Annotated in this window: 19 protein-coding genes and 1 rRNA gene; 10 read left to right on the forward strand and 10 right to left on the reverse strand. The window is 56.8% G+C overall.

Features of this window, described 5'->3' with window-relative positions:
* The first annotated feature begins 419 nt into the window (after nucleotides 1-419).
* From HMPREF1323_RS01495 to HMPREF1323_RS01540, 10 genes are read left to right on the forward strand one after another with little or no spacing between them, the layout of a single operon-like run.
* The gene (locus HMPREF1323_RS01495; RefSeq protein ID WP_009432413.1) at nucleotides 420-1,298 is read left to right on the forward strand and encodes a cell division protein FtsX; all 879 of its coding nucleotides are present in this window, start codon (nucleotides 420-422) and stop codon (nucleotides 1,296-1,298) included.
* Between the two features lie 43 nt (nucleotides 1,299-1,341).
* Entirely contained in the window at nucleotides 1,342-1,587 is a 246-nt protein-coding gene (locus tag HMPREF1323_RS01500; protein ID WP_009432316.1) for a DUF3098 domain-containing protein, read from the forward strand.
* Nucleotides 1,587-2,420: an undecaprenyl-diphosphatase UppP gene (gene uppP, locus HMPREF1323_RS01505; RefSeq protein ID WP_009432320.1), complete on the forward strand. Its 834-nt coding sequence runs from the start codon at nucleotides 1,587-1,589 to the stop codon at nucleotides 2,418-2,420. The genes HMPREF1323_RS01500 and uppP overlap by 1 nt, the downstream gene beginning before the upstream one ends.
* A gap of 3 nt (nucleotides 2,421-2,423) precedes the next feature.
* Nucleotides 2,424-3,155 carry a tRNA pseudouridine(55) synthase TruB gene (truB, locus tag HMPREF1323_RS01510; RefSeq protein WP_009432337.1) on the forward strand — a complete coding sequence of 244 codons (732 nt, stop codon included), beginning with the start codon at nucleotides 2,424-2,426 and terminating at the stop codon, nucleotides 3,153-3,155.
* A gap of 17 nt (nucleotides 3,156-3,172) precedes the next feature.
* Nucleotides 3,173-4,234, forward strand: a complete 1,062-nt coding sequence (gene queA, locus HMPREF1323_RS01515; RefSeq protein WP_009432327.1) for a tRNA preQ1(34) S-adenosylmethionine ribosyltransferase-isomerase QueA — start codon at nucleotides 3,173-3,175, stop codon at nucleotides 4,232-4,234.
* Nucleotides 4,235-4,251: 17 nt separating this feature from the next.
* Nucleotides 4,252-4,728 carry a 2-amino-4-hydroxy-6-hydroxymethyldihydropteridine diphosphokinase gene (gene folK / locus HMPREF1323_RS01520; protein WP_009432355.1) on the forward strand — a complete coding sequence of 159 codons (477 nt, stop codon included), beginning with the start codon at nucleotides 4,252-4,254 and terminating at the stop codon, nucleotides 4,726-4,728.
* Between the two features lie 19 nt (nucleotides 4,729-4,747).
* Complete coding sequence (gene cbiD, locus HMPREF1323_RS01525) at nucleotides 4,748-6,571, forward strand: cobalt-precorrin-5B (C(1))-methyltransferase CbiD (RefSeq protein ID WP_009432312.1); 1,824 nt, start codon at nucleotides 4,748-4,750, stop codon at nucleotides 6,569-6,571.
* Between the two features lie 12 nt (nucleotides 6,572-6,583).
* Complete coding sequence (locus HMPREF1323_RS01530; RefSeq protein ID WP_009432352.1) at nucleotides 6,584-6,943, forward strand: DUF488 domain-containing protein; 360 nt, start codon at nucleotides 6,584-6,586, stop codon at nucleotides 6,941-6,943.
* A 9-nt stretch (nucleotides 6,944-6,952) separates the two neighbouring features.
* A complete protein-coding gene (gene cbiB / locus HMPREF1323_RS01535) occupies nucleotides 6,953-7,957 on the forward strand; it encodes an adenosylcobinamide-phosphate synthase CbiB (protein WP_009432314.1) in 1,005 nt (334 codons plus the stop codon).
* Between the two features lie 20 nt (nucleotides 7,958-7,977).
* Nucleotides 7,978-8,892 (forward strand): DMT family transporter, encoded by a 915-nt coding sequence (locus tag HMPREF1323_RS01540; protein WP_009432367.1) that lies wholly within the window; start codon nucleotides 7,978-7,980, stop codon nucleotides 8,890-8,892.
* A 125-nt stretch (nucleotides 8,893-9,017) separates the two neighbouring features.
* Here HMPREF1323_RS01540 and HMPREF1323_RS01545 read toward each other — a convergent pair whose 3' ends face one another.
* From HMPREF1323_RS01545 to HMPREF1323_RS01590, 10 genes are all read right to left on the reverse strand, one after another.
* Nucleotides 9,018-10,358, reverse strand: a complete 1,341-nt coding sequence (locus HMPREF1323_RS01545; protein ID WP_156795169.1) for a tetratricopeptide repeat protein — start codon at nucleotides 10,356-10,358, stop codon at nucleotides 9,018-9,020.
* Nucleotides 10,359-10,384: 26 nt separating this feature from the next.
* Nucleotides 10,385-12,979 (reverse strand): DNA gyrase subunit A, encoded by a 2,595-nt coding sequence (gene gyrA, locus HMPREF1323_RS01550; RefSeq protein WP_009432315.1) that lies wholly within the window; start codon nucleotides 12,977-12,979, stop codon nucleotides 10,385-10,387.
* A gap of 470 nt (nucleotides 12,980-13,449) precedes the next feature.
* Entirely contained in the window at nucleotides 13,450-15,342 is a 1,893-nt protein-coding gene (dnaK, locus tag HMPREF1323_RS01555) for a molecular chaperone DnaK (protein ID WP_009432400.1), read from the reverse strand.
* Nucleotides 15,343-15,722: 380 nt separating this feature from the next.
* Nucleotides 15,723-16,313 (reverse strand): hypothetical protein, encoded by a 591-nt coding sequence (locus tag HMPREF1323_RS01560; protein WP_009432388.1) that lies wholly within the window; start codon nucleotides 16,311-16,313, stop codon nucleotides 15,723-15,725.
* Nucleotides 16,314-16,481: 168 nt separating this feature from the next.
* On the reverse strand, nucleotides 16,482-17,852 hold the full coding sequence (locus tag HMPREF1323_RS01565; RefSeq protein ID WP_009432390.1) for a DUF389 domain-containing protein: 1,371 nt from the start codon (nucleotides 17,850-17,852) through the stop codon (nucleotides 16,482-16,484).
* Between the two features lie 57 nt (nucleotides 17,853-17,909).
* Nucleotides 17,910-18,470: a hypothetical protein gene (locus HMPREF1323_RS01570; RefSeq protein ID WP_009432383.1), complete on the reverse strand. Its 561-nt coding sequence runs from the start codon at nucleotides 18,468-18,470 to the stop codon at nucleotides 17,910-17,912.
* A 411-nt stretch (nucleotides 18,471-18,881) separates the two neighbouring features.
* On the reverse strand, nucleotides 18,882-21,314 hold the full coding sequence (locus tag HMPREF1323_RS01575; protein WP_009432335.1) for an aspartate kinase: 2,433 nt from the start codon (nucleotides 21,312-21,314) through the stop codon (nucleotides 18,882-18,884).
* Complete coding sequence (locus HMPREF1323_RS01580) at nucleotides 21,311-22,273, reverse strand: alpha/beta fold hydrolase (protein ID WP_009432330.1); 963 nt, start codon at nucleotides 22,271-22,273, stop codon at nucleotides 21,311-21,313. Before HMPREF1323_RS01580 ends, HMPREF1323_RS01575 begins: the two co-directional genes overlap by 4 nt.
* A gap of 1 nt (nucleotide 22,274) precedes the next feature.
* Nucleotides 22,275-23,549, reverse strand: a complete 1,275-nt coding sequence (locus tag HMPREF1323_RS01585) for an O-acetylhomoserine aminocarboxypropyltransferase/cysteine synthase family protein (RefSeq protein ID WP_044123870.1) — start codon at nucleotides 23,547-23,549, stop codon at nucleotides 22,275-22,277.
* A gap of 546 nt (nucleotides 23,550-24,095) precedes the next feature.
* A 16S ribosomal RNA gene (locus HMPREF1323_RS01590) occupies nucleotides 24,096-25,147 on the reverse strand; the annotation flags it as partial.

Consider the following 25,147-nt stretch of genomic DNA (forward strand, 5'->3'; position numbering starts at 1 on the left):
CCGTTTACGCCCGCCGCGATACCGCTCATAGCTTACAAGGCCTACGTGCTGAGAGGAGTAGAGAAATACCCAGCAAACCCGCACAGCACTTCCTCCATCCGTGCGAGCAATTCTGTGCGAAGCACTATGGTGATACCTTCGTCTACGTACGTGGATTTAAAATCTATGCACGTAGATCCTATAGACTACGTACGTAGATCTATGAACTATGCACGAGGATAAAGGACTTCCACTACGGCTTCATAGCTTTTACTCTGGGAGAAGGCAAGTTTATCTCACCTCGGACACAGCTTTTCCTCCGCAAGGCAAAGCCTTATGCTGAGAATATCTATCTTTGTATGCAAATTGTTCGTGGTGTGTCCATACGTAAAGGGTGCACCCGGCAGCTCATCGATAGAGAATACATACCTATAATATATATGGGCGCGCCCAAAGCTAAACAGTCCTCGACCCTGCGCTATGCACGGCTCCTCAGCTTCCTAAGCATCACCTTCACCCTCTTTATGCTCGGGGCTCTCGGCCTCGTCTATGTCCTGGAGCAGGGACTGAGCAAGGAGGTACGCGAACGTATATCCTTCTCCGTAGAGCTATCCGATGAGCCAGGCGCTAACACCGAGGCGACGCTCAGTGAGCTTCGTGCCCTCCCCTACGTCCGCTCCGTCGAGCTCATCACTGCCGACAGCGCAGCCAAGAGCCTCACGGATGTCCTCGGCGAAGACCCCACGAAGATCCTCGGCTACAATCCCCTGCAGCCCATGGCTAAGGTCTATCTCAAGAGCGAGTACACCGAGCCCGATAGCCTCAAGAAGATCATCGCCACTAATCCCGTGCTGAAGAACGCTGAGGGTCTTGAGGAGCAGCAGAGCCAGTGGGCCTCTGCGTCGAACAATCTCCAGACCATCCGCATCGTCCTCTGGATCTTCCTCGGCATCAACCTGCTGGTGAGCTTCCTGCAGATCACGACCGCTACGGGGCTGGTCATCTACTCGCAGCGCATGCGTATCCGCACGCTCTCGCTCATCGGTGCTACGGCGGGCTTCATCGGCCGTCCCTTCATCCGTCGTGCTATCCTCGAGGGCTTCATCGGTGCGCTGCTAGCACTCGCCCTCCTGGGGGGGCTCCTCTATGGTGCTGAGCAGGTCTTCGGCTACCGCCTCCTCAGCCTCTGCCCCAGCGTACCCCTCCTCGGGGTCATCATCGCTATCCCCTTAGTCGGGGTATGCGTCAGCTTCGTCTCCTCGTGGCGTGCGACCCGCCGCTACATCCACATGGAAGAGGGTAAGATCCACTTGATCTAAACCTCCCCGATCCCTATCATCCCGATACGATATAGTATAAAGCATGCTGTACAGCAAGAAGAATTATCTCCTGATGGCGCTCTCTGCGCTCTTCATCCTCGTAGGCTTCATCCTGATGTCTGGCGGGCAGAGCGAAGACCCTACGGCCTTCAGCCCCGAGATCTTCAGTAGCCGCCGCATCGTCGTGGCTCCCATCGTCTGCCTCATCGGCTTCTGCCTCATGGTCTATGCCATCCTGGTGAAGCCCGCCACTCGCCCCATAGAGAAGAAAGCGGAGGAGGAAGACTAATGACCATCTTACAAAGCATCATCCTGGCCCTCGTCGAGGGGCTCACGGAGTTCCTCCCCGTCTCCTCCACAGGGCACATGATCCTCACCGAGGGTATCCTCGGTATGGAGAGCACGGCTTATCTCAAGGCCTTCACGGTGATGATCCAGTTTGGCGCGATCCTCTCGGTCGTCGTCTACTACTTCCGTCGCTTCCTTCCCTTCCCCATCTTTGGGCTGAAGCCCGACCCTACGACGAGCCTCGGTGGCTGGCGTCTCTATGGTCTGATGATCATCGGCTGTATCCCAGCTGCCATCCTCGGTGCCCTCTTCAACGACACCATCGATGACCTCCTCGGCAATACCTGGGTCGTGCTCACGATGCTCTTCCTCGGGGGGATCTTGATGATCTACTTTGACCGCATCTTCACGGGCAAGACCGAGCGCAAGGTGACGGCACAGAATGCCTTCATCATCGGGCTCTTCCAGTGCCTGGCGATGGTACCTGGCGTCTCACGCTCGATGGCTACGATCTTCGGGGGGATGCAGCAGGGCTTGACGCGTCGTCAGGCAGCTGAGTTTTCCTTCTTCCTTGCCGTCCCCACGATGTTTGGCGCCACCCTACTCAAGGGCTACAAGCTGTACAAGGAGCTGGGCATGGGTGTCTTCGAAGAGAACTGGCAGACGCTCCTCATCGGGAATGTCGTAGCCTTCCTTGTGGCACTGCTGGCGATCAAGTTCTTCATCAGCTTCGTCACGAAGTACGGCTTCCGTGCCTTCGGCTACTACCGCATCATCCTATCGGTCGGTATAGCTATCGCACTGCTCCTCGGGGCCAACATCTCCCTCGGATAATAGATGGAGAAGCTGGACCTCATCGCGGGGGCAACGATTGCCCTCGACAAGCCTCTGACATGGAGCTCCTTCAGCCTGGTCAATAAGTTCCGCTGCGAAGCCTGCCGCTATCTCGGCATCAAGAAGCTCAAGGTAGGGCACGCGGGTACACTCGACCCACTCGCCACCGGCGTGATGATCCTCTGTACCGGCAAGCATACCAAGCGTATCGACGAGCTACAGGCTGGGCGCAAGGAGTATATCGCAGACATCCGCCTCGGGCAGACGACTCCGACCTTCGACATGGAGACGGAGCCTGATGCCTTCTTCCCCACAGAGCATATCACCCGCGAGGCCGTCGAAGAGGCCCTCAAGGGCTTCATCGGCACCATCGAGCAGGTGCCTCCCGCCTTCTCAGCTGTCAAGGTCGATGGCCGCCGTGCCTACGACTTAGCCCGCAAGGGACGGGACTTCGAGCTCAAGGCTAAGATCCTCGTCATCGACGAGATCGAGCTGCTCGACTACGCCCTCCCCCAGATCCAGATCCGTGTGGTCTGCAGCAAGGGCACCTACATCCGCGCACTGGCTCGCGACATCGGTACGGCCCTCGGCTCGGGTGGCCACCTCACCGACCTCCGCCGCACCCGTGTCGGAGATTACCGCATCGAGGACTGCTACCGCGTCGAGGATATCCAAGCCTTCCTCCGCGAGTACGTCGCCCTCCCCACAGAAGAAACAGAACCCTCCAACCCATAGCCCCTACGAGATAGACAATGAAGGATACTAAGCTAAGTCACTTCGAGATCGAGATCCCCGAAACTCTCATCGCCAAGAAGCCCGCCACCTTCCGCGACGAGTCGCGCCTGATGGTACTGCACCGCTCCACGGGTGAGATCGAGCACCGCCACTTCAAGGACATCCTGGACTACTTCAGCAAGGATGACGTCTTCGTCTTCAACGATACGAAGGTCTTCCCCGCCCGTATGTATGGCAACAAGGAGAAGACTGGCGCTCAGATCGAGGTCTTCCTCCTGCGCGAACTCAACCCCGCCTTCAAGCTCTGGGACGTCGTCGTCGACCCTGCTCGCAAGATCCGCATCGGCAATAAGCTCTACTTCGGGAAGAACGATGAGCTGGTAGCCGAAGTCATCGACAACACCACCTCACGTGGTCGTACGCTGCGCTTCCTCTTTGACGGCTCACAAGAGGAGTTCCGTGAGCTCCTGCACGCCATGGGTGAGACGCCTCTGCCCAAGTATATGAACCGCAGCCCCAACAGTGAAGATGCCCAGCGCTATCAGTCACTCTTCGCGAAGAACGAAGGCGCTGTCGTAGGGCCTGCTGCCAGCTTCCACTTCAGCCGTGAGCTCCTCCTGCGTATGGAGATCAAGGATATCCGCAAGGCCTTCATCACCGTGCACAACGGGCAGGGCAACTACCGCGAGATCGACGTCGAGGACCTCACCAAGTACAAGATGGAGAGCGAGCAGATGATCATCCCAGAGGAAGCCTGCACCATCGTCAATGCTGCCAGCGCCGCAGGGCAGAACATCTGTGCCGTCGGCACCTCCGTACTCCGCGCTATGGAGACGGCATCGGGTACGCAGCGCCACCTCAAGGCCTTCGACGGCTGGACGAGCAAGTTCATCTTCCCCCCCTACGACTTCAACGTCCCCAATGCTCTGGTAACGAACTTCCACATGTCGAAGTCCATCCTGCTGATGATGACCGCAGCCTTCGGGGGCTACGAAGAGACCATGCGCGCCTACTCCATCGCTATCAAGGAGAAGTACCGCTTCGGTGCCTACGGTGACGCTATGCTCATCATCGACTAATCCGACGGAAGCGCCTCATGCCTCAGCTGTACCTCTCTCTCGGTAGCAACGAGGGTGATCGTGAAGCACTCCTACATCAAGCCATAGATGCCATCGACCGCCTCATCGGGCAGGTCGGTGGCATCGCTACATTCATCGAGACGGAGCCGTGGGGCTTCGAGAGCCCCCACCCCTTCCTCAATACCGCGCTCGTACTCACCACGTCACTCTCCCCACTGGAGGTACTCGACCGCACCCAAGAGATCGAGCGACAGCTCGGTCGTCAGCGCAAGAGCGTGGCAGGGCACTACCACGATCGTCCCATAGATATCGATCTACTCTTCTACGACGATCTTATCCTCGAGAGCAAGCGCTTGACCCTCCCCCATCCGCTCCTTACAGAGCGACTATTCGTGCTGGAGCCCCTTTGTAAGATCGCTCCAGAGTTTATTCATCCCCTCTTAGGCCGCTCCATCGAAGAGCTCTATACCGAGCTTCGCAGTCGCCTAAGCTAACCACTACCCAGCCTAACTTATGATCCTAATCTTCGGAGGTACGACCGAGGGCCGCATCGTCAGCTCCGTCCTCGACGAGTCCGGCAAAGAATACTATTACTCCACCAAGGGTGCCTTCCAAGAGGTAGACCTCGTCCACGGCGAGCGTGTCTCGGGCGCCATGACCCACGAGGTCATGCGTAACTTCATCCGCGAGAAGGATATCCACCTCGTCGTCGACGCCGCCCATCCCTTCGCCGCCGTCCTCCACAAGACCATCGGAGAGGTGACAGCTGAGCTCAGCATCCCCGTCCTCCGCTACGAGCGCAAGTACAGCGAGCGCACGGGGAAGGTCATTGAATGCGAGAGCTATGAGGAGATGATCAAGAAGCTGGAGGCACAGCCCTGCCACAGGCTTCTTGCTCTGACGGGCGTGAATACCATCGCCCCACTCAAGCCCTTCTGGGAGAAGCATGAGAGCTTCTTCCGTATCCTCGATCGAGACGACTCCAGAGAGAAGGCTGAGGCTGCAGGATTCCCCTTCAGCCATATACGCTACTTCCATGAGGGCGAAGATCAAGCGCTCTTCGATGAGATACAGCCCGACGCTGTGATCACGAAGGAGAGTGGCGAGAGTGGCTTCTTCGAGGAGAAGATCGCTCCAGCCCTCGCCGCTGGTGTACCTGTCTACATGATCACCCGCCCTGCACTCCCCGAGCACTACGAGTACGTCTACGGTCCCGTAGGCCTGCGTAAGGCTGTCGAGCGCCTTTGCCCCAACTTCTTTCCGCTGAAGACGGGCTTCACCACAGGAAGCACTGCGACAGCAGCGACAGCAGCCGCCCTGCATGCCCTCCTCCACGAGGGGGAGGTACTGACAGAGGCTGCTATCCTCCTTCCCTCGGGTGAAGAGGTGAAGCTCCCCGTAGAGCGCGTAGAGAAAACCGAGCTGGGCTACAAGGCCATAGCACGCAAGTACTCGGGCGATGATCCCGATGTCACGCACCTCACCGAGATCTGCTCCGAGGTCGTCCTCACCACAGAGCATGAGGGCATCCGCTTCCTCCAGGGCGAGGGCGTCGGCGTCGTCACGCTCCCTGGGCTGGGACTGGAGATCGGAGGCCCTGCGATCAATAAGACACCACGTGCGATGATGGAGACGATCGTCCGTCGTCACTACCCTACTGGAGGCGTCGATATCACCGTCAGCATCCCCGCAGGAAGAGAGCTGGCCCCTAAGACCTTCAACCCCCGTCTCGGTATCAGGGACGGGATCTCCGTCGTCGGCACCTCGGGTGTCGTCAAGCCCTTCTCGTCAGAAGCCTTCGTGGCCTCCATCGTTCGCCAAGCCGATGTCGCCGTAGCGCTCGGAGCAGATACCATCGTCATCAACTCGGGAGCCAAGAGTGAGAAGTACCTCAAGAGTGCCTTCCCCGAGCTACCCTTCCAGTCCTTCGTACAGTACGGCAACTTCATCGGAGAGACCCTCGAGAAGCTCGCCCTCCTCTCCATCCCCAAGATCTACATGGGGATCATGCTCGGCAAGGCAGTCAAGCTCGCCGAGGGCAACCTCGACACGCATAGCCGCAAGGTCGTCATGAACAAGGACTTCATGCACCAGATGGCTAATGATGCTGGCTGTAGCGAAGCCACTCATACCCTCATCAACAGCCTGACGCTGGCTCGTGAGCTGTGGACGGGACTCGCCCCAGACGACCTCGAGCGCTTCATGCTCCGCGTCCTCGACGCCTGCTACGAAGCAGCTGCGAAGCTCGTCCCCAAGAGCGAGCTCTCTCTGCTTCTCATCGATGACGACGGCAATATTCGCTACACCTATCCTCACGACTTCTTAGATAAGAGATAGAGAGACTATCCTATGGAACTACTACTCAAGCGGGCCTATGAACCTGCCGAGGCAACCGACGGCTACCGCGTACTCGTCGATCGTCTCTGGCCTCGTGGCCTCAGTAAAGCGCGAGCGCATCTGGACGAATGGGCAAAGGACTTAGCTCCCTCGACGGAGCTTCGCCAGTGGTTTGGTCACGATCCAGCCCGCTGGGAAGAGTTCGCCCGCGACTATCGTACCGAGCTGGAAGGCTCAACTGCGCCCACAGAATTCCTCGCTCGTCACAAGGATGAGGAGCGCATCACCCTCGTCTATGCAGCGCACGACGAAGCTCACTGCCACCCACTCGTCTTGCGTACCTATCTCGAGGGTCTCCTATCGCATCTGTAATCCATCTCTATGGTCTACCCCATCCTCATCTTCACGCTTCCCCTTCTCCTCGGCTTCCTGATGGATCGGGCACTGGGAGATCCAATGCGCCTTGGCCACCCCATCGTGTTCTTCGGTCGCCTCATTGGCTTCGGAGAAAAGCACCTGAATAATGGGACGTCACGCCGACTCAAGGGCTTCCTCTACAACGGGAGCTTAGTCTGCTTTACCTTCTTCCTCCCGCTCCTCACCTTTGCCTTCCTCTTGATAGGTGCTGCAATCAACTACTATCTGGGAGACCTCTACTTCGGGCACTTCCTCCTCCTAACCATTGCGCTACCCACTACGATCTGCATCTTCTACATGCTCTCGGGTAAGACCCTGGTCACGGAGGTGAAGGGAGTCTTCTCCGCACTCTCCGTCTCGCTGGAAGCTGGGCGTAAGCAAGTCGGGCGCATCGTCGGGAGAGATACAGGCGCGCTATCTGCGCAAGAGATCCGCACAGCAGCCCTCGAGACACTCGCCGAGAACCTCAGCGATGGTGTCGTAGGCCCCATGCTCTCCTGGAGCTTCTTCGGCACACCTGGCATACTCACCTATAAGATGATCAATACACAGGACTCGATGGTCGGCTATCTCAATGAGCGCTATCGTGCCTATGGCTTCTTCTCCGCCAAGCTCGATGATCTGGTGAACCTCATCCCCTCGCGTACAACGGCTATACTGATGCTCATCGCAGCAGGACGACTGGACCTCCTTCGCAAGACCTTCCAGCACGGCAAGCGCCATCTCAGCCCCAACTCAGGTTATCCCGAGGCAGCACTGGCTCTCGTCCTCGGCTGTCGCTTCGGCGGGCCTCACGACTACTTCGGCGAAGTCGTCGACAAGCCCTATATCGGTGAGGTCGGGCGCGAGCTCTGCGACGAAGATCTGCAGCGTGCCGTACAGATCACCCAGCGTACGGAGTGGCTGGCCCTCGGTCTATCCCTTCTCGTGCGCCTCCTCCTTATCTTGCTCATCATCTGGTACCTTTAGTACCTCGCGATCATCTATTAATGAATACGAAGAAACAGCATCCTCTCGCAGCCCACCTCAGCCTCCTCGGAGCTGCCGTGTGCTGGGGGCTCATGGCTCCACTCGGGAAGGATGCTCTCCTACATGGTATAAGCGGCATCACCCTCGTCTCCTGCCGTGTATTAGGCGGAGCTATCCTCTTCTGGATCGCCTCACTCTTCACCCCACGGGAGCACGTAGCGAAGCGAGATAAGCTCCTCTTCGTCGGTGCTGCTGTCTTCGGACTCGTGTGCAATCAGTGCTGCTTCACCATCGGGCTCAGCCTCACCAGCCCAGTGAACGCTGGTATCGTGACTACGACGATGCCGATCTTTGCCCTCATCCTCTCGGCACTGATCCTCAAGGAGCCCATCACCCGCAAGAAGGCACTGGGTGTAGCTCTCGGCTGCTGCGGCGCGCTTCTACTCATCTGGACCAGCATGCAAGCCTCAGGATCCTCGCTCCAGCTGGGTGATATACGCGGTGACCTACTCTGCGTCGCTGGGCAGGTGTCCTACGCGCTCTACCTCACGATCTTCGGGAAGCTTGCGAAGAAGTACTCCGTCTTCACGGTGAATAAGTGGATGTTCCTCTGGGCTACCCTCCTTCTACTCCCCTTCACGGCGAGCGAAGCCCTACAGACAGATGTTGCATCCCTCTCAATGCGCACCCTCCTGGAGGTCGGCTACGTAGTCTTCTTCGGCACCTTCGTCAGCTACCTACTGATGATCAATGGGCAGCGCACACTCCGCCCGACCGTCGTGAGCATGTACAACTATATGCAGCCGCTGGTAGCTGTCGTAGTAAGCGTCACGCTGGGTCTGGCTGTCTTCACGCTCACGCATGCCCTTGCCGTAGCGCTCATCTTCAGCGGGGTGTGGCTGGTCGCCATCTCGCGCTCGAGGCAAAAAGGCTAAGGGTCATCCTGCTATCTCCGAGAGAGGCTCTACAACACAGAGCCCGTAAGCACAAAAAGTTAGCCCCCACATCCTACCGGAGGATGTGGGGGCTAACTTTTATATTCTAAGGAATCCGCGGAGGATTACTTGCGGCGCTTAGCAGGAGCCTTCTTCGTCGTGGTCTTCTGAGCAGGCTGTGCAGCGGGCTCTTCGACTACGGGAGTGGCCTTGTTGACGGTGAGGTCAAGACCCTGAAGGAGATCCGTGATATCGGGCAGCGTAGCACCATCTACGTTGAGCGTGCCAGCTTCGATAGCATCGTGCTTGTCGTTCATCTTGAGCTGGTAGTAGATGCTGCTGAGCATAGCCTTGATGTTGTCAGGGCGCGTCTTGTAAGCGATCTCGAGAGCAGGTACTGCAGCACGGAGGAGGTCATCAGCTGTCTTGGCCATAGCAGCCGTGACATTCGTGTTCTCGTAGATCTTAGCAGCAGCCGTGTAGAGGCCAGCACCGAGGTAAACTACAGCGTTAGCGTTGTTGGCATCAGCCTTAGCAGCCTTGTAGTACCACTGGAGAGCTTCCTTGAGATCCTTTTCTTCTGCGAGCGAACCCTTGACGAGGAGAGCCGTAGCATCGTTAGGATTAGCAGCGATACGATCGTCGAGGACCTTGTTAGCCTCAGCATCCTTACCTGCCTTCTGGTAGGCGGTGACGAGGCTCACGAGGAAGTAAGGCTCTTCAGGAGAAGCCTTGACAGCTTCGATGAGGACAGGGATAGCACCTGCAGAGTCCTGCTTAGCGAAATAAGCAGAGATGACCCACTGATGGATATCCTTGGGGTTGAGAGCGAAGGAGCCGAAGCGGTTGTAGAGGGAGATGACGCGGTCATAGTCCTTCAGCGAGCTGGCAGCACCGATAGCATAGTAAGCTGCGTTCATCGCGTTGGAGTCGATAGCAGCGACATCCTTGTCTTCAGCGAAGAGAGGAGCCTTCTTCACATCGAGGAACTTCTCAAGAGCGTCGACACCCTCAGCATACTTGTTGCTCTGGAGGAACCAAGCGCCCCCGTTGAAGAGCTGGAGGTAGTCGTTGTGCAGGACTTCCTGGAGCTTCTTCGTGTACTTGAGGTTGACCTTACCCTTATCGTTGGGCTGGCTTTCGAGCTCATAGACCTTGAGCCAAGAGGGCACAGAGGCGGTGAGCGCCGTGTACATAGCCGTACGGTCAGCGTTCTGGTCGATAGCAGCCTGCTTGAAGCCTTCGGTGTAGGCCTTATTTTCGATCAGACCAGCTACATACCACGTATAGGGGTCATTCTTCGTCTCATCGTTAGCGAGTGCTTCGGTGATGAGGCGGCGAGCTTCGGCGAGGTCTGGCTTGTCTGAAGAAGCTATCTTCTCAGCAGACTTGACATTAGCAACCTGAGCGAAAGCTCCAGCGGAGGTCAGGAGACCTACGGCGATGGCACAAACTAATTTCTTCATCTTCATTTAGGTGTTAGTGTGTCTTGTTATTGATTGTCTTCGGCGAGGGCTCTGTCGATGAGCTCTTGTGGGAGCTCGCTCTTGGTGCCCTCTTCTTCTCTGATTGGAGTTGCGGATTCGTTTTCGGGGAGAGACTCTGCATCAAAAGCCTCCTCGTCGGAGTCTTCCTCGGAGAGGACCTGGCAGACGGAGGCGATCTCATCACCACGCTTCTTCAGATCAATGATGCGCACGCCCTGCGTAGCACGACCCTGGACGGAGATATCACGAGCATGGACACGGATGGTGATCCCGCTCTTATTGATGATCATCAGATCGTGCTCATCGGTCACGGGACGGATAGCTACGAGTTCGCCCGTCTTGTCCGTGATGTTGAGGGTCTTCACACCCTTCGTGCCACGGTTCGTCTTGCGGTAGTCTTCTACCACGGAGCGCTTACCGTAGCCCTGTTCACTGATGACGAGGATGGTCTCTTCGGTGTCCTGCGCTACGGTGAGCATACCGATGACTTCGTCTCGGCCGTCATCGTCGAGGGTCATACCACGCACCCCAGTAGCATTGCGGCCCATAGCACGGACAGCGGACTCGTGGAAGCGTACTGCACGACCGTTGCGGTTCGCGATGAGGATCTCGCTCTCACCGTCCGTCAGACCGACACCTACGAGCTGGTCGCCCTCAACGAGGTTGATGGCGATGACCCCATTAGCACGGGGACGAGAGTAGGCCTCGAGGAGGGTCTTCTTGATCGTACCGCGCTTGGTGCAGAAGATGAGGTAATGCGAGTTCACGAACTCAGCATCACGCGTCAGGTTCTTCACGCGGATGAAGGCATTGACGCGGTCGCCGGCCTCGATGTTGAGGAGGTTCTGCAGGGCACGGCCCTTAGCGTTCTTAGCGCCCTCGGGGATCTCGTAGACCTTGAGCCAGTAGCAGCGGCCCATCTGGGTGAAGAGCAGCATCGTCTCGTGCATCGAAGCCGAGTAGATGTACTCGATGAAGTCTTCGTCGCGCGTATCACTACCCTTAGCACCGACACCGCCACGAGCCTGTGAGCGGAATTCGGAGAGCGGAGTACGCTTGATATACCCGTGGTGGGAGATCGTGATGACCATATCGTCATCAGCGTAGAAGTCTTCGGGGTTGAATTCCTCAGCCGTGTAGATGATCTCGCTGCGACGCTCGTCACCGTACTTCTCCTTGATCTCCAGGAGCTCTTCGCGGATGAGCTGTGCACGCAGTTCCTTGTCAGCGAGGAGGGCCTTCAAGCGCTCGATCTCCTGCATCAGAGCAGCGTACTCTTCCTTCAGCTTCTCACGCTCCAGACCAGTGAGGGCACGCAGACGCATATCCACGATGGCACGCGCCTGGATAAGCGAAAGGGAGAAGCGCTCCATGAGCTTCTCGATAGCTTCCTGAGGCTCGCTGGCCGCACGGATGATGCGGATGACCTCGTCGATATTGTCGACTGCGATGATCAAGCCCTCGAGGATGTGGACACGCTCCTCAGCCTTGCGCAGCTCAAACTGTGTACGGCGGTAGACGACATCGTGACGGTGCTCGATGAAGAGCTCGATGAGATCACGAAGGTTCAGCAGCTGAGGGCGTCCCTTCACGAGCGCAATATTATTGATGCTGAAGGAGCTCTGCAGCGCACTCATCTTGTAGAGCTTATTCAGCACTACGCCTGAGTTCGCATCACGCTTGATGTCGATGACGATACGGATACCCTTACGGTTCGATTCGTCAGCGATACCAGAGATCCCGTCGATCTTCTTGTCGTTGATCAGATCAGCGATCGCCTTGACCAGCTCACTCTTATTGACCTGATAGGGGATCTCGGTGACGATGATACGCTCGTGGTTGTTGTGCTCCTCGATCTCGCAGCGGCTGCGGATGACGACACGGCCACGACCGGTCTCAAAGGCTTCACGCACCCCGGCATAGCCGTAGATGATCCCGCCCGTGGGGAAGTCAGGAGCCTTGATATAGTTGATCAGCCCAGCGGCATCGATATCCCCCTTGTGGTCGATGTATGCCACGCAGGCATCGATGGACTCGGAGAGGTTGTGCGGTGCCATATTCGTAGCCATCCCGACGGCGATACCAGCTGACCCATTGACCAGAAGGTTAGGGAAGCGAGCGGGGAGGACGGTGGGCTCGACTGTAGAGTCGTCGAAGTTATTCTGGAAGTCTACCGTATCCTTGTCGATATCTCGGATCATCTCGCTGGCCAGGCGGTTCAGGCGCGACTCGGTGTAACGCATCGCAGCGGGAGAGTCCCCGTCGATCGACCCGAAGTTCCCCTGCCCCTGGACGAGAGGATAGCGGAGGTTCCAAGGCTGGGCAAGACGTACAAGCGTCCCATAGATAGAGGAGTCCCCGTGTGGGTGGTAGTACTTCATGACCTGCCCGACAGCGCTGGCGCACTTACGGGTGGGCTTATCATAGGTATTCCCATCCTCGTTCATCGCATAGAGTACGCGACGGTGGACGGGCTTGAAGCCATCACGCACATCGGGTAGAGCACGTGAGACGATGACCGACATAGAGTAGTCTATGTAGGCAGTCTTCATCTCATCCTCGATGTTGATGTCTATAATTCTGTCTTCTCGATCCAGCATTCTTATTTTGAAAAGTAAGTTTAGCCTTGATAGCAATGGTCCAAAAGGCACCTACTACCAAGGCTCTAAGATACTACTTTTTGAGCAAACGACCCGCATCGCCACAAGGGATCCGAGCCTTATGCACCTACTCATCAGCTGACGAGGGAGGTTGCCCCACCCGAAGAAGCGCATCAGCCCATCCCCAGCGAAAATCAACACCCTCATATAGGCCTCTGGTGCAAGCATCTACGAGGGCACAAAAGTGACCAGTACTGGTCACCGAGGGAAGTAGTACTGGTCACGCTTCGGATCAGTACTGGTAACTATATGTGACCAGTACTGGTCGCTGCGTCGACCAGTACTGGTTCGTTTTTCACCTCCACGAGGGCCATAAAAAAGAAGACGCCACTGCCCATCCCACAAGGGGGAGGACAGTGGCGTCTTCGCCTTTATCCGTTTCACCCGTCAGCGACGGGAGTAAGAGAGTCTTACTTCACTTCTTCGAAGTCAGCGTCGGTGATGTTGTCACCAGCAGGCTGAGAGGAGGAGGCACCAGCGGCAGGATCAGCAGCACCAGCAGCGTTAGCGTGGCTGTACATCTCTTCGCTTGCAGCCTGGAAGGCAGCCTGTACTTCAGCAGAAGCAGCGTCGATACCTTCGAGATTCTGAGCTGAGTGAGCTTCCTTGAGCTTAGCAAGGGCAGCTTCGACAGCAGCCTTCTTGTCAGCGGAGAGCTTATCACCGAATTCCTTCAGCTGCTTTTCCGTCTGGAAGATGAGGCTGTCAGCCTGGTTCAGCTTCGTGATACGCTCGGTTTCCTTCTTGTCGGCTTCAGCGTTAGCAGCAGCTTCGTCCTTCATACGCTGGATCTCAGCGTCAGAGAGACCGCTGGAAGCTTCGATACGGATCTTCTGCTGCTTGCCCGTAGCCTTGTCGAGGGCCGTGACGTTGAGGATACCGTTAGCGTCGATATCGAAGGTCACTTCGATCTGAGGCGTCTGACGAGGAGCGGGAGCTACCTCGAGCTTGAACTTACCGATGCTCTTATTGTCCTTAGCCAGTGAGCGCTCACCCTGCAGGACGTGGATCTCTACTTCGGGCTGGTTGTCGACAGCCGTCGTGAAGATCTCGCTCTTCTTCGTGGGGATCGTCGTATTGGCATCGATGAGGCGCGTCATGACACCACCCATCGTCTCGATACCGAGAGAGAGAGGCGTGACGTCGAGAAGAAGGACATCCTTGATCTCACCCGTCAGGACACCACCCTGGATAGCAGCACCGACAGCGACGACTTCGTCAGGGTTGACGCCCTTAGAGGGAGCCTTACCGAAGATCTTCTCTACGATCTCCTGGATAGCAGGGATACGCGTAGAGCCACCTACGAGGATCACTTCGTCGATATCGCTCTTAGAGAGGCCAGCGTCACGCAGAGCCGTTTCGCAAGGAGCGACACAAGCCTGGATGAGGCGGTCAGCCAGCTGCTCGAACTTTGCACGAGTCAGCGTACGTACCAGGTGCTTGGGCACACCACCTACGGGCATGATATAGGGGAGGTTGATCTCCGTAGAGGTCGTGCTGGAGAGCTCGATCTTAGCCTTCTCAGCAGCTTCCTTCAGACGCTGCATAGCCATAGGATCCTGACGGAGGTCTACACCTTCATCAGCCTTGAACTCGTCGGCGAGCCAGTCGATGATCACGTGGTCGAAGTCATCACCACCGAGGTGCGTATCACCATTGGTAGAGCGTACTTCGAAGACACCATCACCGAGCTCGAGGATCGAGATATCAAACGTACCACCACCGAGGTCGAAGACAGCGATCTTCATATCGCGGTCGCTCTTATCAAGACCATAGGCGAGCGAAGCTGCCGTAGGTTCGTTGACGATACGACGGACGTTCAGACCAGCGATCTCACCAGCTTCCTTCGTAGCCTGACGCTGAGCGTCGTTGAAGTAAGCAGGTACGGTGATGACTGCATCCGTGACCTCTGCACCGAGGTAGTCCTCAGCCGTCTTCTTCATCTTCTGCAGGATGATAGCAGAGATTTCCTGAGGCGTGTAGAGGCGGCCGTCGATGTCGACACGAGGCGTGTCGTTATCACCACGCACGACCTTATAAGGTACGCGGGCGATTTCGTCCTTCACTTGTTCGAAGGTCTCACCCATGAAGCGCTTGATCGAGTAGATCGTCTTCGTGGGGTTCGTGATAGCCTGACGCTTTGCGGGGTCACCTACCTTACGTTCGCCACCATCGATGAAGGCGACGACAGAGGGAGTCGTGCGCTTACCTTCGCTGTTAGCGATGACGATAGGTTCGTTCCCTTCGAGTACGGAGACACAAGAGTTTGTAGTCCCGAGGTCAATTCCAATAATCTTTCCCATAATATTCTTTTGTCTTTTATCTTGTTTCTGTTATTGTTCTACTTTCCGAGCTTCAGCTGCGTCCTCCGTCGTAGGGTGCCCGCCTGCCGACTGCCTCACCGAGGGAGGCACTTGGTCAAGGGGCGACACCTATGAGGAGTCTAACAACTCACACTCACGCCCTACTTAAGTCAAAGGTTGTGCCAAAAAGTATCTACCTCGAGAGTACGCCAAATTGTCACATCCAACCAAACACATCGTGTCATTTATACCACAGAGAGGCTGGCATACCGCTTTCGATCTGCCTCTCCTCCCCCGCATATAGATACAGCGCGCCCCAGTGTGACAGGACTTACCTATCAGCACTGGGGCGCGCTGTACTCGATGAGGGAGGAGTATAATTACAGCTCCAGCTCGAGACCGATCTGCAGCTCTTCGGGAGCGAAGCGCAAGCCGAAGCCCGAGGTAGAGAGACCAGCTTCTTCGCCAGCACCGAACTTATCACGATAGCCGATGAAGCCAAGACGCAGGCACAGGCACAGGCCCTTGGTCAGGTCGACACACGCACCAGGGCGCAGACCGACCTCCCAGCCCTTCACACCGCCAGAGGTAGAGAAGCCGAAGCCTCCATCAAGATAGAGGTTGAAAGGCTCGCGGCGCATATAGTAGTAGCGAGCGAAGGGGCGTAGTGCCCAGAGGCTCTCGCTTTCACCATTCCCCTTCTGATACTGATAGGTCCCGACGACACCGAGTCCCCAATTCTCATTGAAGAGGTACGCGACCTCAGGGGAGAAGTCGAATGTCGTAGTCTTGGCCTTATTGTCTTGCCAGAAGGAGACGAGCCCACCGAAGACCCAGCGCGCACCGTGTTCGTCGGGCGTAGAGGGATCTCCGTTGGGGAAATACTGCTGTGCGACAAGAGGAGTAGCGGAGCCTAAGAGAAGAGCGACCAGCGCCCGACGGCCCCAAACACGTAGAGTTTGTAATTTCATAGCTACTATAGTAGTTTGGATGAATAATGTTAGATGGTAGGGCAAAGGTACAAAAGACCGCCCAACGAGCGAATAGCTCACCCATATACAGCAGTCCTCCCAGGCGGCGCATACCGCTTGGGAGGACTGTCTTCCACTTCTACGCAAAGAGGCGGGTAAGGGATAGCCTTATCGGCGAGCTGCCGTAGTAGCAGCCTGCGTGCGAGGGAGCAGGACAATGCTATCTCCCGAGAGGCGCGTCTTGAGCCACTCCTGGAAGCGAGTGGCATCAGCCGAAGTCCAGCTCTTCGAGTCGTCCACAGCAAAGACCGCCGTGACGAAGCGACGGGTAGCCGTCGTGTCACGCTGCACCTCGACGGTACGTGCCAAGCTCAGCGAGCGTACGGCGGGGAAGAGTACCGCCAGCTCGGGGCGGATGGCTTCGGCCACCTCCTCGCAGCGGGTGTAGGCATTGAGCTGCTGGGTAAGTGCTGCATTATCAGCCGAGAGCTCAAGGAGCTTCTGATGCTCGCTCTCCTGACTATAGACGCGCTGCGCCAGCTGACTACTGAGCGCCAGCAAGCTATCCGAAGCTCCCCCCTGAATCACTGCGAGCTGATAGCCACCGAGACCATAGTGCTCCATATTCTCCGATGCTGACCTCTGCTTCTCCTCCGTGATCGCACGCCCTACGGCTATGACACGTAGCTCCTTCGTCGCTGCATCTGTCCCCGAGGAGAGGATCTGTGTCCCGGGCTGTTCCAGCTCTGAGGAGATGAAGCGACGAAGTCCATTCTCGAAGATGCTCGTACGGATGATATTGATCGTCATCATGACCGCAGGGATCGTCGTCGCGATGACGATAAGCATCAGGATATTTCGGGCGTGCTTAGCTCGCTCAGGCGAGAGGAACTCATGATAGTGGAAGCGCATCATACGCACCCCGAGAGCTGTCGCCAAGCTGATGAAAACCGTATTGATGAAGAAGAGATAGAAGGCCCCGAAGAAGAAGTTCAGCTGCCCCGTCGCCAGACCATAGCCCGCCGTACAGAGCGGAGGCATGAGTGCCGTAGCGATGGCGACCCCAGGGATCACATTCCCTCCACGACCACGAGTCGAGAGGGCGATGATACCAGCGGCACCACCGAAGAAGGCGATGAGTACGTCATAGATCGTCGGCGTAGTACGTGCCAGCAGCTCCGACTGCGCCTCCTCCAGCGGACTGATGAAGAAGTAAATCGTAGCGGTGAGTACGCTGATGAGCGTAGCGATACTGAAGTTCTTCAGCGCGCGCTTCAGCAGGTCAAGGTCATTCGTCCCCACAGCGAGCCCCATCCCGATGATAGGTCCCATGAGCGGGGAGATGAGCATCGCACCGATGATGACGGCAGTCGAATTGACATTGAGCCCGAGTGACGCGATGAAGACCGCTGCGATGAGGATCCAGAGATTAGCTCCACGGTAGGACACCCCACGGGTCACCTCCTCGATGATCGTCTGCTCCTCTTCGAGGTCAGGGCGTAGATTGAAATAAACTCTTATTCGATCGAATGTATTCATATACTCTGTATTTATATCGTGACATTGAGTTTCGGGGAGCACACTCCCCCACCCAGCTTAGTTAGCCTGAGTCAGCTTGTAGCCCAAGCGTGCCAAGCCCAGCGCTACTCCGATGCGATAGAGACCGAAGAGCGTACGTGCATAGAGCTGGAATGCCATAGGGCTCGATGGCTCAGCATTCTCATGACGGAGCTGCGTAAGCGCCAGCTCTGCCAAGCGACGTACCAAGTCGGTATAGCGCTTAGCTTCCTCTGAGCCACGGAGCATCCCGAGGACATCTTCGAGCACATATTCGTCCAGCTCATCCCAGCCACGTGCATCACGAAGCTGCGTATAGAGCGCACTGCCCAGCGGCTGATAGCGCTGCCAGTCTTCATCCCACAGCACGGCCATCGCCATACCGACGAAGGTCATCCAGCCGAGCGACACCAGCGGGTACTGCTCGAAGTCGGGCACGGCACTGGCCATATAGGGCTGTGCCAGCGCGGTCCACAGCTCGTCGAGGTCTGCCGTCTCTAAGAGGGGACCACGAAGAAACCCCTCCTGCTGTGCAAGCTGCAGTAAGAGGGGCTGAAGTTCACTTGTGTATTGCTCGAGGTAGGCTTCCTGTTCGCTCATCGTCTTCTGCTAAATAATGAATTAGGGTTCACAAAGATACGGCATTCGCCCCAGCAGAGGAAAAGTGTCCTTCTCGTGAAGGCGAAAGCGCCTTCCCGTAGTGGTTTTCCTCTGTCTATGTACGTAGTCTTAAAGACCAGGCACGTCAGTCCAAATATCCACGTACGTAGATATTAGGGCCACGTACGTAGCCCAAACTTATCTGCCACTCCTCCACAACTTTTATCCCTACGCAGAGCAACAACCTAATAGAGGTCACTTCACAAAGCTATATAGCATTCTTCGCCATCCTATATAGCTCTACCCACGTACTCATATAGGAAGAGGGTGCGAACCAATATAGGTTCGCACCCTCAAGAAATAGTAAGGTACTGCACCGCCCTCTATCAAGAGCGGGCGAATGTGGAGCTCTTAGCTCTCGTAGCCCTCTGCCAAGCGCAAGACGTCGCCGAAGACACCACGTGCCGTGACGGCAGCACCAGCTCCTGCCCCTTGGATGACGATGGGCTGGCTACCATAGCTCTCCGTGTAGATCTCGAAGCAGCTATCCGCACCACTCACACGACCCAGTGGCGACGTGCGGGGGACAAGACGGAGTCCCGCCGAGAGCGTCGCCTCCTGACGCACATCATCCCAGACAATATCCCCGACATAGCGGAGCACTTCATCGGGCTTAGCCGTAGCACGTAGCGCTTCGATGGAAGCCTCCAGCTCGCCAAAGCGCGCCCAGAAGTCCTCCAGACTCAGCGAGCGCAAGGCCTCGGGCACGGGATTCTCCCAGCGGACATCCGAGAGTTCGGCGGGTACATCCAGCTCACGCACGAGGATGAGCACCTTGCGCGCTACGTCCTCTCCGCTGAGGTCTTCGCGCGGGTCAGGCTCAGTGAGACCAAGGCGTGCCGACTCCTCGACGATGGAGCGGAGTGAACGCTCGGGCTCCTCGGTGAGGCGGTTGAAGATATAGCTGAGACTTCCCGAGAAGAGCCCATGAATACGTGTAATCCGTTCGCCCGAGAGGTGTAGGAGCTTGAGGTTGTCGATCAGCGGGAGGCCCGCGCCGACATTCGTCTCATAGCGGTAGCTTCGGCGATGACGCTGGAGTGTATCCCGCAGGTAGCTGTAGTCGGCATAGGGTGCAATGTTCGCCTTCTTATTCGAGGAGACGATATCAAAGCCCTCAGCCGCATAGCGAGCGTAGTGCGAGGCGATGACAGGGGACGAGGTATTGTCCACGAGGATCATATTCTCCAGTGCCTGACGCTGTCCGTAGCTGATGATCGCTTCGGCAAGGTCACCCGAGAAGGGAGCATGCTCCAGCTCGGTCGCCCAATCTGCCTCCGCACCCGAAGGAGTAAGCAGAAGATGGCGCGAGTCTGCGATAGCGAAGATGCGTAAGTCTATATTCTTCTGCGCGATGAGGAGCTCACGCTGCTGGATGATCTGCCCGATGAAAGCACCACCGACCGTGCCGTGACCGATGACCGCCAGATGGATGCGCTTGGGACGCTCAAAGAGCTCGCCGTGGATGACCTTCAGCGCCTTCTCACGCTCTTCATCATCACGTACCAAGAGGCAGAGGGTATTCTCCGGCACAGAATTACTGAGGAGGATAGGCAGGATGCGGTTGCGAACAAGGGCACGGTAGGGGCGGTCGAACTCTAATAAGTTCAGCCCGATGATAGCGACCACTGCCAGCCCCTTCTCCGCATAGATCTTCGTCACATGTCCTGTCTCAAGGTCGTGGTGGAACTCCTGCACGAGGGCTTCCACTACACGGTCAGCATCCTCCTCGTCGACGACAATCGCCGTACCACGCTCCGTAGAGCCCTGAGCGATGAGGCTGACACTCACCTCTGCTGCCTCGAACGAGCGGAAGATGCGTGCATCGATCCCCGAGCACCCAAGCATATTGCGACCCTCGAAGTGGATGAGTGCCTTACCCGAGAGCGAAGCCAGCGCACGCACGACCTTGTCCCGTGGATGGGCCGTGACGAGCGTCCCATTCGACTCCTCACCATAGCTGAAGGTATTGAGCACGCGCAGTGGGATACCCCGCTCCTGTAGCGGCTCAATCGTCTTAACATGGAGGATCTCTGCGCCGAACTGCGATAGCTCCGCAGCATCGGCATAGGAGAGCTCGTCGATCTTACGCGCCTCGGCTACGACACTGGGGTTGGCCGTATAGATGCCATCGACATGCGTGTAGTTCTCCATCAGCGAAGCCTCAAGGAAGTTCGCCAAGAGCGCTGCGCTGTAGTTGCTCCCATTGCGCCCAAGCGTCGTGCGACGCCCAGCCTCATCACGAGCGATGAAGCCCGTGACGATAGGTATCACTCCTGCGGGAAGCCCAGCGAAGAGCGCACGACAGCGCTCCCGTGAAGCCTCGGTAAAGACCGAAGCCGATCCGTAGTGGGCATCCGTCACGAGGAAGTCTCCCGAGTCAATCGCCACAGCTTCATAGCCACGGTCCTTGAGCGCCTCAGCGACATACTGCGACGAGAGGACTTCGCCATAGCTCACGAGTTCATCTGCAGTACGAGGGGAGCATTCGCCCAAGAGCGAGATCCCCGAGAGGAGGCGCTCCAGCTGCACACGCTCTGCCTCGAAGCGAAGCGTAGTATCCTGACACTGATGTCCCCAGAAGGCTTGGAGGGCTGCTTCGTAGGACTCACCAGCGCAAGCCTGCTCAGCGAGAGCGAGCAGTGCATCAGTGCTCTTACCGCGTGCCGAGACCACGACGACGGGAGCTTCGCCAGCGCGATAGTTATCGATGATGATATCCAGCACCGTCAAGATGCCGCTACCATTATCCAGGGACTTCCCCCCGAACTTCAAGATCTTCATACGTGAGTAGGAAAGTAAGGTCTGATGATATGATTGAGCTGCTCGTACTCCATGAGGAAGGCATCATGCCCATGGATAGAGTGAATGACAGCAAGGCTCACGTCCGCACCCAGCGCACGCAGCGCCTCATAGGTCGCTTCGGCACGGTCATGGGTGAAGAGGAGGTCGCTATCGATGGAGACCAGATGAATGGCCGAGCGGATGCGTGTAAGAGCCTCTACCTCCTCGCAGACCCCGATGGTCGAGGTCAGGTGCGTCATCACATGGTAGGCCGAGAGCTTGAAGCGGCGTGCCAAGGCATCACCATGGTAGAGGAGCCAACTCTCGACGTCGTACTGCCCTGAGCCTGTACCCCGACTATCACGCTGACCAGCGAAGCGCACATTGAGCGACTGAGGCGTACGGTAGCACGACATCGCATGAATGCGTGCATCCTCCAGCGGGTGCGAGGAGTGTGCGAGGATCTGCTTCTGGATAAGCGTCTGCGTGAGCAGCCAGTCCGAAGCACGATAGTCGCAAGCGATGGGGAAGATATGCTTCGCCAGCGTTGGGGCGAGGTAAGCTATCTGCCACGTAAGCGCTCCCCCCATCGAAGCCCCGATGACGGCATAGACCTCCTTCACACCCAGTGCCTCCAGAGCGAGGAGGAAGAGACGAGCGACATCACGCAGCTCAAAGGCCTCGGGGTCGTCCGCTTCGCGCCCATCATAGGCGTTGCCTGGAATATTGAAGGAGAGGATCGTGTAGTGCGTCGGTGAGATAGCGCCCTCCTCACTGATGAGCTTATTCCACCAGCCCTCGTCGCCTGTGACGGTAGAGTTGCCCGTCAAGGCGTGGCATACGAGGACCAGCGGCGCCGAGCCAAGAGGTGGACCAGCCACCTCATAGCTCAGTACGACCTCGGGATAAGACTCACCTCGCTCGGAGCGAAAGTCGGGGATAGAGACTTCGTGCAGCATCTTACTTCGTCGCCTTCTTCAGTGCTTGAGCCAGGTCTGCCTTGAGGTCTTCGATATCTTCGATGCCGATGGAGAGGCGCACCAAGTCGGGGGTGACACCTGCAGAGCGCTGCTGCTCCTCGGAGAGCTGACGGTGCGTCGTGCTGCTGGGGTGGATGATGAGGGACTTCGTGTCGCCGAGGTTAGCCACGATGCGGAAGATCTCCGTATTATCGACGAAGCTCTTAGCAGCCTCGTAGCCGTCCTTCAGACCGAAGGTGATGATACAGCCGAAGCCTCCCTTGAGGTAGCGGTCGCAGATCTCATGATGCTGATCTGACTCCAGACCAGGGTAGTTCACCCAAGCGACCTCAGGCTGGCTCTGGAGCCAACGGGCGATCTCAAGTGCCGACTGCGAAGCGTGCTGGATGCGGAGCGAGAGCGTCTCAAGACCCTGGATGAAGATGAAGCTATTCGAGGGACTCAGGCAGCTACCGAGGTCACGCAGCCCTTCGACACGAGCGCGGACGATGAAGGCAGCTGGGCCAAACGTCTCGCTGTAGCGCAGACCGTGATAGCCAGGGCTGGGCTCGGTGAAGTCAGGGAAGTTACCATTCGTCCAGTCGAACTTACCCGAGTCGATCACTGCACCACCCATCGCCGTACCATTACCGCAGAAGTACTTCGTCAGCGAGTAGATCACGATGTCAGCACCATGATCGATGGGGCGGCAGAGCACAGGTGTCAGCGTATTATCTACGGCGAGGGGGAGGCCGTGAGCATGAGCAATATCAGCTACAGCGGCGATATCGACAAAGTCGAGCTTGGGGTTGCCCAGCGTCTCGGTGTAGACGAGCTTGGTATTGGGCTGGATAGCTGCCGCGAAGTTCTTAGGATCTTGGGCATCGACGAAGGTAGTCGTGATACCGAGGCGGGGCAGTGTGACGCTCAAGAGATTGTACGTACCGCCGTAGACGCTGGAGGAGGCGACGATATGGTCCCCAGCACGCAGCAGGGTGAAGATCGTCGTAGCGATAGCGCTCATACCACTTGCCGTAGCGATGGCACCGACACCACCTTCAAGGGCTGCCAGGCGCTGCTCGAGGACGTCGGTCGTGGGGTTATTGAGGCGGGTATAGAGGTAGGCAGGGATCTGCAGGTCAAAGACCCCAGCAGCGTAGTCAGTACTATCAAAAGCGAAGGCATTCGCCTGATAAAGGGGCACTGCAGTGGAGCCGCAGTTTGCAGTGGGATCGAAAGCGTGGTGGAGGGCCAGGGTAGATACGTTCTTGCTCATTGTCTTCGTCGTTGTTTGTGGGGTGAATAGTAATGGGGAGTAAATGGGGAGGTGCTATAAAAGCACAGCCCGCTGCAATCATGGACTGCAGCGGGCTTACGTAATATCTTGGAGATTCGACTATGCGAAGTACAGATGTGACGAGCCCGACGCAGACATCATCTGCATCATCATCATGGACATCATGTACATTGTACGCTTCATCTAATACTTCTCTTCTTGAGTTTCTTTGGGGCAAAGGTAATAAAAATTAACTACGCGCCAAACCTCCCGTCTCGCAGGAGCTATATATAATGTAGAGACTCCCCCAGCCCTCACGTATAACACGCACGTAGTTGTGCCGCGTGCTAAGTCCTTCCAAGTAGCCAAGGGGATAAAAACGAAGCGAGGCGGTGACCAGCTGGATAGCCAGTCACCGCCTCGCGATGGGTGAGAAGAAAAGATATCGACAGCAGAAGCGAGTACGCACATTCAGAAAAAGCACCTAACTCATCTCTTACGTACATACTACACTAACTATACTAAAGCCCATTTTCAGAACTCCAGAAAGGAGGTGTTCCAGCCGCACCTTCCGGTACGGCTACCTTGTTACGACTTAGCCCCAGTCACCTGTATTACCCTAGGCCGACCCTCGCGGTTACGGACTTTAGGTACTCCAGACTCCCATGGCTTGACGGGCGGTGTGTACAAGGCCCGGGAACGTATTCACCGCGCCATGGCTGATGCGCGATTACTAGCGAATCCAGCTTCACGGAGTCGAGTTGCAGACTCCGATCCGAACTGTGATAAGGTTTAGAGATTCGCATCCTGTCGCCAGGTAGCTGCCCTTTGTCCTTACCATTGTAACACGTGTGTCGCCCCGGATGTAAGGGCCGTGCTGATTTGACGTCATCCCCACCTTCCTCACGCCTTACGACGGCAGTCTCTACGGAGTTCCCAGCATTACCTGATGGCAACCGTAGACAGGGGTTGCGCTCGTTATGGCACTTAAGCCGACACCTCACGGCACGAGCTGACGACAACCATGCAGCACCTACATAGATGTCCCGAAGGAAAACTCCCTTTCAGGAGCGGTCATCTACATTTCAATCCCGGGTAAGGTTCCTCGCGTATCATCGAATTAAACCACATGTTCCTCCGCTTGTGCGGGCCCCCGTCAATTCCTTTGAGTTTCACCGTTGCCGGCGTACTCCCCAGGTGGATAACTTAACGCTTTCGCTTAGGAGCATACTGTATATCGCATACGCCCAGTTATCATCGTTTACTGCGTGGACTACCAGGGTATCTAATCCTGTTTGATACCCACGCTTTCGTGCTTCAGCGTCAGTTGTACCTTAGTAAGCTGCCTTCGCAATCGGAGTTCTGCGTGATATCTATGCATTCCACCGCTACACCACGCATTCCGCCTACCTCATCTACACTCAAGCCCGCCAGTATCAATGGCAATTTAGGAGTTAAGCTCCTAGATTTCACCGCTGACTTAACAGGCCGCCTACGCACCCTTTAAACCCAATAAATCCGGATAACGCTCGCATCCTCCGTATTACCGCGGCTGCTGGCACGGAGTTAGCCGATGCTTATTCATACGGTACATGCAG

This window comes from Porphyromonas sp. oral taxon 279 str. F0450, assembly GCF_000292995.1.
Classification (GTDB): domain Bacteria; phylum Bacteroidota; class Bacteroidia; order Bacteroidales; family Porphyromonadaceae; genus Porphyromonas; species Porphyromonas pasteri.

Coding starts and splice junctions, on each gene's coding strand:
- HMPREF1323_RS01495 (WP_009432413.1), top strand. CDS start 420: ATGGGCGCGCCCAAAGCTAAACAGTCCTCGACCCTGCGCTATGCACGG.
- HMPREF1323_RS01500 (WP_009432316.1), top strand. CDS start 1,342: ATGCTGTACAGCAAGAAGAATTATCTCCTGATGGCGCTCTCTGCGCTC.
- uppP (WP_009432320.1), top strand. CDS start 1,587: ATGACCATCTTACAAAGCATCATCCTGGCCCTCGTCGAGGGGCTCACG.
- truB (WP_009432337.1), top strand. CDS start 2,424: ATGGAGAAGCTGGACCTCATCGCGGGGGCAACGATTGCCCTCGACAAG.
- queA (WP_009432327.1), top strand. CDS start 3,173: ATGAAGGATACTAAGCTAAGTCACTTCGAGATCGAGATCCCCGAAACT.
- folK (WP_009432355.1), top strand. CDS start 4,252: ATGCCTCAGCTGTACCTCTCTCTCGGTAGCAACGAGGGTGATCGTGAA.
- cbiD (WP_009432312.1), top strand. CDS start 4,748: ATGATCCTAATCTTCGGAGGTACGACCGAGGGCCGCATCGTCAGCTCC.
- HMPREF1323_RS01530 (WP_009432352.1), top strand. CDS start 6,584: ATGGAACTACTACTCAAGCGGGCCTATGAACCTGCCGAGGCAACCGAC.
- cbiB (WP_009432314.1), top strand. CDS start 6,953: ATGGTCTACCCCATCCTCATCTTCACGCTTCCCCTTCTCCTCGGCTTC.
- HMPREF1323_RS01540 (WP_009432367.1), top strand. CDS start 7,978: ATGAATACGAAGAAACAGCATCCTCTCGCAGCCCACCTCAGCCTCCTC.
- HMPREF1323_RS01545 (WP_156795169.1), bottom strand. CDS start 10,358: ATGAAGAAATTAGTTTGTGCCATCGCCGTAGGTCTCCTGACCTCCGCT.
- gyrA (WP_009432315.1), bottom strand. CDS start 12,979: ATGCTGGATCGAGAAGACAGAATTATAGACATCAACATCGAGGATGAG.
- dnaK (WP_009432400.1), bottom strand. CDS start 15,342: ATGGGAAAGATTATTGGAATTGACCTCGGGACTACAAACTCTTGTGTC.
- HMPREF1323_RS01560 (WP_009432388.1), bottom strand. CDS start 16,313: ATGAAATTACAAACTCTACGTGTTTGGGGCCGTCGGGCGCTGGTCGCT.
- HMPREF1323_RS01565 (WP_009432390.1), bottom strand. CDS start 17,852: ATGAATACATTCGATCGAATAAGAGTTTATTTCAATCTACGCCCTGAC.
- HMPREF1323_RS01570 (WP_009432383.1), bottom strand. CDS start 18,470: ATGAGCGAACAGGAAGCCTACCTCGAGCAATACACAAGTGAACTTCAG.
- HMPREF1323_RS01575 (WP_009432335.1), bottom strand. CDS start 21,314: ATGAAGATCTTGAAGTTCGGGGGGAAGTCCCTGGATAATGGTAGCGGC.
- HMPREF1323_RS01580 (WP_009432330.1), bottom strand. CDS start 22,273: ATGCTGCACGAAGTCTCTATCCCCGACTTTCGCTCCGAGCGAGGTGAG.
- HMPREF1323_RS01585 (WP_044123870.1), bottom strand. CDS start 23,549: ATGAGCAAGAACGTATCTACCCTGGCCCTCCACCACGCTTTCGATCCC.